Origin of the sequence: Amycolatopsis vastitatis (assembly GCF_002234595.1) — a bacterium.
Classification (GTDB): Bacteria; Actinomycetota; Actinomycetes; order Mycobacteriales; family Pseudonocardiaceae; genus Amycolatopsis; species Amycolatopsis vastitatis.
Window position 1 is genome coordinate 352,236 of record NZ_NMUL01000012.1, and the last position, 13,184, is coordinate 365,419.

The 13,184-nt window shown below is 71.0% G+C and carries 10 protein-coding genes; 7 read left to right on the forward strand and 3 right to left on the reverse strand.

Features of this window, described 5'->3' with window-relative positions; all coding sequences use genetic code 11:
- The first annotated feature begins 87 nt into the window (after positions 1 to 87).
- The 4 genes from CF165_RS15985 to CF165_RS16000 all read left to right on the forward strand — a co-directional run bounded on the left by CF165_RS15985 (position 88) and on the right by CF165_RS16000 (position 4,795).
- Positions 88 to 1,473 carry an FAD-binding oxidoreductase gene (locus CF165_RS15985; RefSeq protein WP_093948289.1) on the forward strand — a complete coding sequence of 462 codons (1,386 nt, stop codon included), beginning with the start codon at positions 88 to 90 and terminating at the stop codon, positions 1,471 to 1,473.
- Positions 1,470 to 3,032: an acetolactate synthase large subunit gene (locus tag CF165_RS15990; protein WP_093948290.1), complete on the forward strand. Its 1,563-nt coding sequence runs from the start codon at positions 1,470 to 1,472 to the stop codon at positions 3,030 to 3,032. Before CF165_RS15985 ends, CF165_RS15990 begins: the two co-directional genes overlap by 4 nt.
- 42 nt (positions 3,033 to 3,074) lie before the next feature.
- Positions 3,075 to 3,878 carry an SAM-dependent methyltransferase gene (locus CF165_RS15995; RefSeq protein WP_093948291.1) on the forward strand — a complete coding sequence of 268 codons (804 nt, stop codon included), beginning with the start codon at positions 3,075 to 3,077 and terminating at the stop codon, positions 3,876 to 3,878.
- A 119-nt stretch (positions 3,879 to 3,997) separates the two neighbouring features.
- Entirely contained in the window at positions 3,998 to 4,795 is a 798-nt protein-coding gene (locus CF165_RS16000; RefSeq protein WP_093948292.1) for an SAM-dependent methyltransferase, read from the forward strand.
- Here CF165_RS16000 and CF165_RS16005 read toward each other — a convergent pair.
- Positions 4,792 to 6,192 (reverse strand): MFS transporter, encoded by a 1,401-nt coding sequence (locus CF165_RS16005; protein WP_205660869.1) that lies wholly within the window; start codon positions 6,190 to 6,192, stop codon positions 4,792 to 4,794. The two genes, CF165_RS16000 and CF165_RS16005, sit on opposite strands and share 4 nt — an antisense overlap.
- Positions 6,193 to 6,283: 91 nt before the next feature.
- Positions 6,284 to 6,733 (reverse strand): DUF3761 domain-containing protein, encoded by a 450-nt coding sequence (locus CF165_RS16010; RefSeq protein WP_093948294.1) that lies wholly within the window; start codon positions 6,731 to 6,733, stop codon positions 6,284 to 6,286.
- Positions 6,734 to 6,875: 142 nt separating this feature from the next.
- Between CF165_RS16010 and CF165_RS16015 the strand changes: the two genes are divergently transcribed.
- The 3 genes from CF165_RS16015 to CF165_RS16025 all read left to right on the forward strand — a co-directional run bounded on the left by CF165_RS16015 (position 6,876) and on the right by CF165_RS16025 (position 10,785).
- Entirely contained in the window at positions 6,876 to 7,943 is a 1,068-nt protein-coding gene (locus CF165_RS16015; RefSeq protein ID WP_093948295.1) for a sensor histidine kinase, read from the forward strand.
- Positions 7,944 to 7,950: 7 nt separating this feature from the next.
- Positions 7,951 to 8,619 (forward strand): response regulator, encoded by a 669-nt coding sequence (locus CF165_RS16020; RefSeq protein ID WP_093948296.1) that lies wholly within the window; start codon positions 7,951 to 7,953, stop codon positions 8,617 to 8,619.
- 114 nt (positions 8,620 to 8,733) lie between these two features.
- A complete protein-coding gene (locus CF165_RS16025; RefSeq protein WP_093948297.1) occupies positions 8,734 to 10,785 on the forward strand; it encodes an MMPL family transporter in 2,052 nt (683 codons plus the stop codon).
- On the opposite strand, the gene CF165_RS16030 is transcribed toward CF165_RS16025, so the two are convergent.
- Positions 10,782 to 13,115: a GH92 family glycosyl hydrolase gene (locus CF165_RS16030; protein ID WP_093948298.1), complete on the reverse strand. Its 2,334-nt coding sequence runs from the start codon at positions 13,113 to 13,115 to the stop codon at positions 10,782 to 10,784. The genes CF165_RS16025 and CF165_RS16030 overlap by 4 nt on opposite strands.
- Positions 13,116 to 13,184: the final 69 nt, after the last annotated feature.

The window sequence follows — 13,184 nt, forward strand, 5'->3', positions numbered from 1 at the left end:
AAAACGTGAAAAACCTTCATGGCGGCGTACCGGCGGTACGTACTACGCTGCGGTAACCACAGCGACGGCGCGGAGGAGAAACTGCCGATGGGCGACGTGACGGCACGGCTGGCCGAGATCGTCGGGGACAAGAACCTGCTCACGGGCGAAGCGATCTCCGAGGACTACGCGCACGACGAAGCGCTGACGGCTGAGCCGCAGAAGCCCGCGTACGTGGCGAAGCCGGCAACGGCCGAAGAAGTCGCGGAGCTGCTGAAGGCCGCTTCGGAGCACAACGTCCCCGTGACGGCCCGCGGATCCGGGAGCGGGCTGTCCGGGGCCGCCCGGCCCAGAGAAGACGGGCTGCTGATCTCCTTCGAGCGCATGAACGCCGTCCTCGAAGTCGACACCGGGAACCACGTCGCGGTCGTCCAGCCCGGCGTGACCCTCGCCGAACTCGACGCCAAGACCGCCGAAGCCGGGCTCAGCTACACCGTCTACCCCGGTGAGCTCAGTGCGAGCGTCGGCGGGAACGTCGGGACCAACGCCGGCGGGATGCGCGCGGTGAAGTACGGCGTCACCCGCCACAACGTCCTCGGCCTGCAGGCCGTGCTGCCGACCGGCGAAATCATCCGCACCGGCGGCAAGACGTCGAAGGTGTCCACCGGCTACGACCTCACCCAGCTGATCATCGGCTCCGAAGGCACCCTCGCGCTGGCCACCGAGATCACCGTCAAGCTGCACCCGCGGCTGCCCCACGGCGCCACGGTGCTCGCCCCCTTCGGCAACTTCGGCCAGGTGATGGCCGCCGTGCCGGAGATCCTCTCCAGCGGGCTCGCCCCGCACATCCTCGAGTACATCGACAACCTGACGATGGCGGCGATCGTCTACAACGAGAAGCTCGAGCTCGGCGTCCCCGACAAGATCCGCGAGACCACCGAGGCGTACCTCGTGGTCGCGCTGGAGAACCGCGAGACGGGACGGCTCGAGGAAGACGTTGAGACCGTCGGCGAGCTGCTCGGCGAACTCGGCGCGACCGACGTCTACGTCCTCGAAGGCAACGCGGCGCGCAAGCTCATCGAGGCTCGCGAGAAGGCCTTCTGGACCGCGAAGGCGGCCGGTGCCGACGACGTGATCGACGTCGTCGTGCCGCGTACCGCGATGCCGCAGTTCATCTCGAAGGCGCGGGAGCTGGCGCTGGCCGCCGGCGGCGGTGCGCTCGGCTGCGGGCACGCGGGCGACGGCAACGTCCACTTCGGGATCTTCTGCAAGGACGCGGCCAAGCGGAAGCAGCTGCTCACCGATATCTTCGCCTACGGGATGGAACTCGGCGGCGCGATCTCCGGCGAGCACGGCCTCGGTCGTACCAAGGCCGGTTACCACCAGGAACTCGAAGACCCGGCGAAGATCGAGCTGATGCGCCGGATCAAGCAGAGCTTCGACCCCACCGGGATCCTCAACCCCGGCGTTCTCTTCCCCGAAGGAACCGCATGAGCGAGCTGAACGGCGCCCAGTCCCTGATCCGCACCCTGGTCGACGCCGGTGTCGAGGTGTGCTTCGCGAATCCCGGCACGTCGGAGATGCACTTCGTCGCCGCGCTCGACACCGTGCCCGAGATGCGGGGCGTGCTCGCGCTGTTCGAAGGCGTCGTCACCGGCGCGGCCGACGGGTACGCGCGGATCGCCGGGAAGCCCGCCGCGACGCTGCTGCACCTCGGCCCCGGCCTGGGCAACGGCCTGGCGAACCTGCACAACGCGCGCCGCGCGCACACGCCGATCGTCAACGTCGTCGGGGACCACGCGACCTACCACAAGCAGTACGACGCGCCGCTGGAGTCGGACATCGAGGCCGTCGCGGGCTCGCTGGAAGGCTGGGTGCGCCGCTCGGAGCACACGAAGGACGTCGGGGCGGACGCCGCCGCGGCGGTCGCGGCCGCGCAGGACGCGCCGGGCCGGGTGGCCACGCTCATCCTGCCCGCCGACGCGTCGTGGGGCGAGGGCGGCGAGACGTGCGCGCCGATCCCGCCGCGGGTGCCGCAGGCCATGGACGCCACGACCGTCAAGGACGTCGCCGCGGTGTTCGGCACCGGGGAGCCGGTGGCCCTGCTCGTCGGCGGCAGCGCGTGCCGCGAAGAAGGCCTGCGCGCCGCCAGCCGGATCGGGGCTGCGACCGGCGCGAAGGTGTTCGTCGAGACGTTCCCGTCTCGTCTGGAGCGCGGCGCCGGCCTGCCGGCCGTCGAGCGGCTCGGCTACCTCGCCGAGCAGGTCGCCTACCAGCTCGACGGCATCAAGCACGTCGTCGTCGCGGGCACGAAGGCGCCCGTGTCGTTCTTCGCCTACCCGGGCAAGGCCAGCGATCTGGTGCCCGAAGGCGCCCAGGTGCACACGCTCGCGTCGGTCGGCCAGGACGTCACGCGCGCGCTGAACGAGGTCGCCGATCTGGTCGCCGCGGACACCGAACCCGTGCTCGCGGAGGCGTCCCGGCCCGCGCTGCCGAGCGGGCCGCTGACCCCGCAGAACTGGGTCGACGTCATCGGGGCGTTGCTGCCGGAGAACGCGATCATCGCCGACGAGGCCAACACGTCCGGCCTGATGCTGCCGACGGCGACGGCCGGCGCACCGCGCCACGACGTGCTGACGCTGACCGGCGGCGCGATCGGCTACGGCATGCCGGTGGCGACCGGGGCGGCCGTCGCGGCGCCGGAGCGGCCGGTGCTGAACCTGCAATCGGACGGCAGCGCGTTGTACACGATCTCGGCGCTCTGGACGCAGGCGCGGGAGAACCTGAACGTCACGACGGTCCTGCTCAACAACCGCGCGTACGCGATCCTGCGGCTGGAGCTGCAGCGCGTCGGCGCGGCGTCGGGCGGGCCGAAGGCGAACGACCTGCTCGACCTGTCCCGGCCGGACATGGACTTCGTGAAGATCGCGGAGGGCATGGGCGTCCCCGCGTCACGGGCGACGACGGCCGAAGAGCTCGCGGGGCAGCTGCAGCGGGCCTTCGCCGAGCCGGGCCCGCACCTCATCGACGCCGTGGTGCCCCCGCTGCTGTAGAACCGGACTATTCTCCCGTCACACCGACGGCGAGGAGCGACGATGACCGACGAACACGCGAAGCGCGGGATCGACTTCGACAAGCCGAACGCGGCGCGCGTGTACGACTACCTGATCGGCGGCAAGCTCAACTACGCGATCGACCGGATGTTCGCCGAGCAGATCCTCCAGGTGCGGCCGGAGGCCAAGGACCTGGCCCTGCTGAACCGGCGGTGGCTGCGCCGTGCCGTGCGCTTCGGCGCCGAGCAGGGCGTCCGCCAGTTCCTGGACATCGGCTCGGGCATGCCGACGGTCGGGCACGTGCACGAGGTCGTCCAGTCGATCGACCCGGAGTCCCGGGTGGTCTACGTCGACAACGAGCCGGTCGCCGTCGCGCACAGCGAGATCGTGCTGCAGGAGAACGACAACGCGGCGATGGTGCAGGCCGACGCCGAGTTCCCGGCCGACGTCCTCGAGCACCCGACGACCGAGGGGCTGCTGGACTTCAGCCGGCCGGTGATGGTGATCATGGCGGCGTTCATCCACTTCATCCCGGACGAGCGCGACCCCGCCGGGCTGGTCGCGGCCTACCGCGACGCGATCGTCCCGGGCAGCTACCTGGCGCTGTCATCGGGCACGTTCGAGGGCCAGGGCGAGGAGGTGCGCCGCGCGGCCGAGCTCTACCAGAAGAGCGGCACCGACGTCGTCGCGCGGTCGAAGGAGGAGCTGCGCGCGCTGATGGACGGCTTCGAGATCCTCCCGCCCGGAATCGTGTTCACGCCGGAGTGGCGCCCGGACGACCCCGCCGAAGTCGGCGAGCACCCGGAGCAGGCCAGCCAGCTGGCCCTGGTCGCCCGCAAGATCTAGGGATCGAGGACGGCTGCTTCGCAATCGGACACCGCACAGACTGAACGACCCGAGTCACCCCGCGGGCTGACCGGCGGGTCCGGCTATTCTCGCGGCACACCTGATCCAGGGAGCGGCGGATGAGCGAAGACGAGTACGCGCGGCGGGGCATCGACCTCGACAAGCCCAACGCCGCGCGCGTGTACGACTACATCCTCGGCGGGGAGCTCAACTACGCCGTGGACCGGATGTTCGCGGAACAGGTGCTCACCGCGCAGCCGAACGCGCGGGAGCGGGCGCGGCTCAACCGGCAGTGGCTGCGCCGGGCCATCCGGTTCGGGACGGACCAGGGCATCCGGCAGTTCCTCGACATCGGCTCGGGCATGCCGACCGTCGGGCACGTGCACGAGGTGGCCCAGGCGGTCGACCCGAAGGCGCGGGTCGTCTACGTCGACAACGAGCCGGTCGCGGTCGCGCACAGCGAGATCGTGCTGGAGGACAACGACAACGCGGCGATGGTGCACGCCGACGCCGAGTTCCCCGACGACGTCCTCGAACACGACATCACCGAGATGATGCTGGACCTGGACCAGCCGGTGATGGTCGTGATGGCGCTGTTCGTGCACTTCATCCCGGACTCCCGCGACCCGGCCCGGCTGATCGCCGCCTACCGCGACGCGCTCGCGCCCGGCAGCTACCTCGCGCTGTCGTCGGCCACGTACGAGCAGCAGGGCGAAGGCACCACTCGCGCCGTCGAGATGTACAAGCAGAGCGCGAACCCCGTCACGCCGCGCTCGGCCGACGAGCTCCGCGCGCTCGTCGACGGCTTCGAGATCGTCGACCCGGGCATCGTGTTCATCCCCGAGTGGCGCCCGGACGAAGTCCACCCGAATCCTGCGGAAAGCGGCGGCCTGGCGCTGGTGGCGCGCAAGAACTAGACGGCGACCAGCTCCGGCGCGGTCCGCGTCTTCGGGACCAGCGCCGCCAGCAGCACACCCGCCAGCGCGGCGAACGCGGCCACCGCGAACGTCGCGCGGAAGCCGGCCAGCGACGGTACCGGCAGGCCGCCCACCGTGATCGTCAGCTGGGCCAGCATCGCCGCCATGACCGCGCTCGAGACCGCCGTGCCGACCGAGCGCATCAGGGAGTTCAGGCCGTTCGCCGACGCCGTTTCGGTGACCGGCACCGAACCCATGATCAGCGCGGGCATCGCCGCGTACGCGATGCCGACGCCGCCGCCGATGATCACCGACGCCGTGATCAGCTCGAACGCGTTGTCCATCAGGACGATCGCGAACACGTACCCGGTGGCGATCACCAGCGCGCCGCTCATCAGCGTCGGGCGCGGGCCGAACCGGGCGATGAGCCGTGCCGAGACCGGCGAGAGCAGCATCATCACCAGCCCGTTCGGGGCCAGCGACAACCCCGACTCCACCATCGTCTGGCCCAGCCCGTAGCCGGTCGCGGCCGAGGCTTGCAGCAGCTGCGGGAACGACAACGCCATGGCGTACATCGCGAACCCGACCATGATCGAGGCGAGGTTCGTGAACAGCACCGGGCGGCGGGCGGACACCCGCAGGTCGACCAGCGGGTCACGGCGGCGCAGCTGGTAGGTGCCCCAGGCGAGCAGGATGACGACAGCGGCCGCGGCGAGCCCGAGCGTCGGCGCGCTGGCCCAGCCCCAGGTGCCGCCCTTGACGACTGGCAGCAGCAGGCAGAGCAACCCGGCGGCCAGGCCGAACGCGCCGAAGTAGTCGAACGGCGCGGGGGTGCGCAGCGGCGACTCCGGCACCACGGTGAGGATCAGCAGCGCACAGGCCAGCCCGAGGCCGGCCGCGGTCCAGAAGAGCACGTGCCAGTCGGTGTTCTGGGCGACGACGGCCGCGACCGGCAGCCCGATCGCGCCACCGACCCCGAGCGTCGCGCTCATCAGCGAGATCGCGCCGCCGACGCGTTCGGGCGGCAGTTCGTCGCGCATGATGCTGATGCCGAGCGGGATCACGCCCATCGCGCAGCCCTGCAGCCCGCGGCCGAGGATCTGGAACGCGAGCGCGCTCGTCGTCGCGGACACGACCGAACCGGCGATGAGCAGGCCGAGGCTGACGAGGATCATCCGCCGCTTGCCGTAGAGGTCGCCGAGCCGTCCGCTGACCGGCGTGATGACGGACGCGGCCAGCAGTGTCACGGTGACCACCCAGGACGCATCGGCCGCCGACGCGTGCAGCAGCCGCGGGAAGACCGGGATCAGCGGCACGACCAGTGTCTGCATGAACGCCGCGACGAGCCCGCACGAGGCGAGCACGACGACGATCGCGCGGCCGGACCGACCGGACACCGGCAACCCCCAGTGCGTAGTTAGTACACATCATGCAACTTCATGCACTGTACTGACCGGGTACCCGGTTTCGTTCGGAATACTGCCTTCGTCACAGCCAGGTCTTGACGCCGCCGTGGCCGGAGCAGGTACCGGAGCGGTGCTGGCTGTAGCTGTAGGTGCCGTCCTTGCACTGGGCGGTGGCACCCGACGGGTTGTCGCTGGGCCGGTGGACGCAGTTGCCGTCGGAGTTCCGGTAGTAGTCGGCCCCGCACCCGGCCGGTTCCGGCGCGGCTTGCGCGGTGGTCTTCGGCTTGACCACGGTCGTTTTGGGCGCGGCCGCCTTTGTGGCAGGCGCAGCCGTAGTGACCACCGGCGCTTCTGAAGTCGTCGCGACCGGAGTGGTGGTTTCGGTCGGCGCGGGAGACGAATACGCCGGTGTCGAATACGTCGACGTCGGCGTTTCGAGAACGCCTACCGTGCCCTGATCCTTGGGTGGCACGGCACCCACACCGCACCCGGCGACCAGGACACCCACGGCCAGCACCACACCGAACTTCATCCGCACGAGGACTCCTTAGCATGACGAATTAACGTGGCGGGTGTCGATCGAAAGCCGTTCTTCGTTACACCGGAAATGATTTTGGAAAACAATCGGTTCCATTCCGGCCACAGCTGTAACGCCGTGCTCCTAGACTGGGCGCATGTCCTGGTTGCGGCGTTGCGCGGCGGAGCTCGCGGTCACCGTCGCGGTGCTCGTCGGCTCGCTGTTCGCCGTGCTGAACGACGGCGCCAAGCCCGCCCACCACGCCGCGCTCGGCTGGGTGCTGACCGTCCTCTGCTGCGCCTTGCTCTTCCTCCGGCGCCGCTACCCGCTGAGCGTCGCCGGGTTAACGCTCGTTTGCTGCGCCGTCTACTACCCGCTGACCGACCCGGACGGCCTGGTCCTGCTGGCCTTCGCCTACGCGCTGTACGCGGCCGCCGCGGCCGGGCGGATCCGCGGTGCCGTGCTGCTCGTCGTCGCCGCGATGGCGGGCGTCACCGTCGGTGAGATCAGCTCGCGGACCGGCCGGCACGTCGACAACTTCGCGTTCTTCCTGATGACCGGCTGGTTCGTCGCCCTGGTCGCCGGCGGCGCCGTCGCGCACTACCGCGCCGAGGCCGAACGCACCAAGGAAGCCGAGGCCCGGGCGCGGGCCACCGACGAACGCCTGCGCATCGCGCGCGAGCTGCACGACGTCCTCGGCCACCACCTCGCGCTGATCAACGTCCAGGCCGGCGCCGCGCTGCACCGCCGTGACCCCGCACAGGCCGAGGCGGCCCTCGGCACCATCAAGGACGCCAGCAAGACCGCGCTCCAGGAGTTGCGCGCGACGCTCGGCATGCTCCGCCAAGCCGACCGGCCGTCGCTGTCCCGGGTCGCGGAGCTGGCCGAATCGGTCGGCGCGTCCGGGCTGACCGTGCGCACCGAGATCGACGGCGTCGCGCACGACCTGCCGCCGGACGTCGAGCACGCCGCGTTCCGGGTGGTCCAGGAGGCACTGACGAACGTCGCCAAGCACGCCGGCGCGAAGACCGTCGTCGTCCGGCTCGGCTACGGCCCCGACGCGCTGTCCGTGCAGGTCGACGACGACGGCCGCGGCGGTGAGGCCCCGCCGGGCAACGGCATCCGGGGCATGGCCGAACGGGCGCGGGCGCTCGGCGGCGAGCTGACGGCGTCGCCGAAGGAGGACGGCGGTTTCCGGGTGCGCGCCCGGCTGCCGGTGCGATGATGGGCCGATGATCCGGGTTCTGCTCGTCGACGACCAGCGGCTGGTCCGCGCCGGCTTCCGGTCCATTTTGGACGGCGAGGACGACATCACGGTCGTGGCCGAAGCCGCGGACGGGCGCGAGGCGCTGCAGGCCGCGCACGACCACCGCCCGGACGTTGTGCTGATGGACATCCGCATGCCCGTGCTCGACGGCCTGGCCGCCACGCGGCACCTCCTGGCAGACCCCGCACTCGCCGGCACGAAGGTCGTCATCCTCACGACGTTCGACCTCGACGAGGACGTCTACGGCGCGCTGCGCGCGGGCGCGAGCGGGTTCCTGGTCAAGGACACCGAGCCGGAAGAGCTGGTCCACGCCGTGCGCGTGGCCGCCCGCGGCGACGCGCTGCTGGCGCCGTCCATCACCCGGCGGCTGATCTCTGAGTTCGCCGCGCGGGTCACCCGCCCGGGGCCTGCCCCGGCGCTGGACCGGCTCACCGACCGCGAACGCGAAGTGCTCGCCCTGGTCGCGGCGGGCCTGTCGAACGACGAGATCGCCCGCGAGCTCACGCTCAGCCCGGCGACGGCGAAGACGCACGTCAGCCGCATCATGACCAAGACCGGCATGCGCGACCGGGCGCAGCTGGTCGTCCTCGCCTACGAGTCCGGCGCCGTGACACCGCGGTGGCTGACCCCCTGAGCCGTACACCCCCGGTAGTACGGGAAACGACTTAGGGGACACCGCCGGGAGCACGCGAAGTGTCCTCCGCGGCGCGACGCGCGGTAGGGCCCTTCTCGCGAATCCTTGTCCGCCATGGACACCCTCACTCGCCCCTCCGGGGGCCCGCTGGCCAGGCTGGCCGGCTGGGCGCAGCGCCACCGGTGGCTCGCCGTCGCACTCTGGGCGCTGGTTCTCATCGGCGTCACGTTCACCTCCCAGCTCGCCGGGAGCGCGTTCCACGACGACAACTCGCTGCCCGGCACCGAATCGCAGCAGGTCGTCGACCTGCTGAAGAACACCGCGCAGTCCGGCGCGAGCGCGCAGATCGTGCTGAAAGCCGACAACGGGCTCGGCACGCAACGCGCCGCAATCGGACACATGCTCGAGAACGTCCGGTCCCTGCCGCACGTGCGCTCGGTGACCGGGCCGTTCGAGACGCTGTCGCCCGACGGCCGGATCGGCTACGCCACGGTCACCTTCGACGCGGCCTCGACCGACCTTCCCTACGACGACATCGTCAAGTTCGCCGACACCGCGAAGCAGGCCGGGCCGGTCGAGGTCGCCCTCGCCGGGGACCCGATCAAGCGCATCTCCGAGAGCGGCGGTCCCGCGGAAGGCGTCGGCCTGCTCGCCGCGCTGGTCGTCCTCGTGTTCCTGTTCCGCTCGCTGCTCGCCGCCGGGCTGCCGGTCCTCACCGCGGTGTTCGCCGTCGGGAGCACGCTGGGCGTCATCACGGTCGTCTCGCACTTCGTCGACATCGCGAGCTACACCTCGCCGCTGATGATGCTGGTCGGGTTCGGCGTCGGCGTCGACTACGCACTGCTGATCTTCTCCCGCTACCGCGCCGAGATCCTGGCCGGCTTCGACCGCGAAGCCGCCGCCCGGCGGGCCCTCGACACGGCCGGCCGCTCGGTGCTGTTCGCTGGGACGACGGTGATCATCGCCCTGCTCGGGCTGCTCGCGCTGGGACTCGGCGGGCTGCGCGGAGTCGCGCTGTCGGTCGCGCTCACCGTTCTGATGACGATGCTCGCGTCGGTGACGCTCCTGCCCGCGCTGCTGTCGCTGTTCGGCAAGCGGCTGGAGCGCGGGATCCGCCGTCACGCCGTCCGGCGCGAGCACGGCAAGGCGTGGCGACGGCTCGCCGACGGCGTCCAGCGGCGCCCGCTCGCGCCGCTCGCGATCGGCCTCATCGCCCTCATCGGACTGTCCGTTCCGGCCGCGGGCATGCGGCTCGGGTTCGCCGACGCGAGCACCGACCCCGCCGGGTCCACCACGAGGCAGGCGTACGACCTGCTGGCCGAGGGCTTCGGGCCGGGCTTCACCGGGCCGCTCGCGATCGTCTCCGAGGACGGCGACCCCGTCGCGCTGCAGCGGAAACTCGCGTCGACGCCCGGGATCGCCCGGGTCCTGCCGCCGATGGGTCCGACGGTGCTCGCGTTCCCGGCGACGTCACCGCAGGACGCGGCGACCGCCGACCTGGTGACGCGGCTGCGGACCGAGGTCTTGCCGTCACTGCCGGGCCACTACCTCGTCGGCGGCTCGGTCGCGGCCGCGACGGACTTCGCCGGCGCCGTCGCCGACCGGCTGCCGCTGTTCGTGCTGGTCGTCGTCGGGTTGTCCGCGTTGCTGCTGATGGTGGTGTTCCGGTCGATCCTCATCCCGCTCAAGGCGGCGCTGCTGAACCTGCTGAGCATCGGCGCTTCGCTGGGCGTGATGACGCTGGTGTTCGGCGACGGCTGGTTCGGTGCGCAACCCGGCCCGATCGAGGCGTTCGTCCCGGTGATGATCTTCGCGATCGTGTTCGGGCTGTCGATGGACTACGAGGTGTTCCTCGTGTCGCGGATGCACGAGGAGTGGCGGCGCACCGGCGACGCGCGGCGGGCGGTGCGCGAAGGACTGGCCTCGACCGGCGCCGTGATCACCGCGGCCGGCGCGATCATGGTCCTGGTGTTCGGGGCGTTCCTGCTCGACCCGTCGCGGATGCTGGCCCAGTTCGGCCTCGGTCTCGCGGTCGCGGTGCTGCTGGACGCGCTGGTGATCCGCTGCCTCGTCGTCCCGGCGATCATGCGTCTCCTGGGCGCCCGCGCCTGGTGGCTGCCGGCGTGGCTGGACCGCCGCCTCCCGCACTTCGCGCTGGAACCCTAACTCCCCCAGGTGGTGGGCGCCTCGGACAGACGAAAGTCCAGGCTTCCCCCGCGCAGGAAGGAAGCGTCGACCTTCCAGTCGCGCTGCGGCTTGCTCCCGCGGCGGACGTCCTGGACGTACTTCCCGCTGCCCGACGTCGTGATCCGGATCGGCGCGCCACCCGCCGGCCGGATCACGGCGCCCGGGAAGAGCGGGCTCGACAGCAGCAGCTCACCGGTGCCGGGTGTGCGTGGATATATCCCGAGGGCGGCGAAGACATACCAGGCGGACATCGTGCCGAGGTCGTCGTTGCCGGGCAGGCCGGACGGCCCGGTCGTGTAGACGGAGTTCACCAGTTGCCGCACGGTCTCCTGGGTCTTCCACGGCTGCCCGAGTTCGTTGTACAGCCACGGTGCGTGGATGTCCGGCTCGTTCGTCGGGTCGTACTTGAGCGGGCCGCCGCCCTTGAGCTGCCAGTTCCCGCTGCTGTCGTGGAAGAAGCCGTCGAGCCGGGTGATCGCGGCCGCCTTGCCGCCCATCGCGACGGCGAGGCCGGAGACGTCCTGCGGCACCATCCAGGTGTAGGCCGCCGCGCTGCCCTGGGCGAATCCGCGGTCGCTCGCCGGGTCGAACGGCGTCACCCAGCTGCCGTCGACGTTGCGGGCCTGCATGTAGCCGGTCTCCGGGTTGAAGACATTCCGCCAGTACGCGCCCCGGGCGTGCAACTCCGCGGCTTCGCGAGTGCGGCCCAGCAACTCTGCGAAATGTCCGATTGCGAAGTCCGCGACGGAGTCTTCGAGCGTCTCGGCGGCGCCACCCCAGCAGTGGCAGACGTCGTGGGGCGCGTAGTGCGACGTCAGGTACTGCGCGAGGTTCGGCCGCTGGCCGACGCACTGGCCGGGGCAGCCGCCGTCCTGCAGTCCCTCCGGCCGCGGCACGGTCGCCTGCTTGTACAGCGAGTCGAAGGCACCGCGGTAGTCGAAGTTGCGGACACCCATGGCGTAGAACGTCGCGAGGGTCGCCGCCGACGGGTCACCGGTCATGACGTGCGTGGCGCCGTTGACGTGCACCCAGCGGTCCCAGACGCCGTCGTTCTGCTTCGCGTAGTTGTAGAGGGACTGGGCGAAGTTCCCGGCGACGCGCGGTTCCAGCAGCGCCAGCAGCTGCACCTGCGCGCGGTACTGATCCCAGCCGGAGAAGTTCGAGTACTGCGCGTCCTGCCCGCGTTCGACGCGGTGCACCTGCCGGTCCATCCCGAGGTACCGGCCGTCCACGTCGCTGACGAGACTGGGCTGCTGCAGGCTGTGGTAGAGCGCGGTGGTGAAGACGATCCGCTGGTTGGCCGTGCCGCCGCTGACCCGCACGCGGTCCAGCTCGGCGTTCCACGCTTTCCCGGTCTTCTCGGCAACGGTGTTCACCGTGGACTTTTCCGGCTGCTCGGCGCGGACGTTGCGCTCGGCGCCTTCGAGGGAGACGTAGGAGACCCCGATGCGCATGGTGACCTCGCTGCCGGGCGCGAAGGTGACGTAGCCGCCGGAGCCGCGTCCGGCACGGTCCTTGCCCGTCGCGTAGCCTTCGCCGCCGGTCTGGTCCGTGCCGCCAGGCTGGAGCGTCGCGTCCTTCCACGTCCCGGTGCCGGTGACGGGCCGGTCGAACTGCGCGGTGAAGTACAGGCGGTAGTAGGACTTGCGGTTGTTGACGCCGCCGTTCGCGCGGCGGCCGCAGAACGCACCGGTGAGCACGGACCCGGTGATCTCGCGGTTCTTCGCGTCGATGTGGGTCTCGGCGTCTTCGCTGCCGTTGAGCGAGTTCGACGTCCGGAAGAGCAGGGCGGCGGGCTTGTCCTGCGGGTAGGTCAGCGTGGCGATCGCGGTCCGCTCGGTCGCGGCGGCATCGGTCGTGACGCCGTTCGCGAGCCCCAGCCGGTAGCGGCCGGCCGTCGCGGCTTCGTCGGCGTGGCTGAAGTTGCTCGCGTAGACCGTGTCGGCGGTGTCGGCGGTCGGCGAGGAGGTGACGTCACCGGCGAACGGCAGAATCGGCACGTCCCCGGCGGCGCCCGGGTTGCAACCGGCGCCGTTGACGTGGGTCAGGCTGAAGCCGCGGATCCGGGTGGTGTCGTACTGGTAGCCGTTGGCGGCGCCGGTGGACGTCTGGTCGCCGCGGGTGCTGGTCGGGCTCCAGGCGAGCATGCCGAAGGGCGCGGTGGCACCGGGGTAGGTGTTGCCGTCCCCGGCCGACCCGACGAGCGGATCGACGAAGTCGGCGGGACTCAGCTCAGCGGCGCCTGACATCGTTGTCAGAACAGAGGCGAACAGAGCGGCGGCCAGTGCCACCGTGACGGGACGGCGCATGGGCGGAGATTAACCGGGCCCGGTGGCTTTTCGGCGAATTCCAGGTGGACAGGCTCCCGGACACTTCGG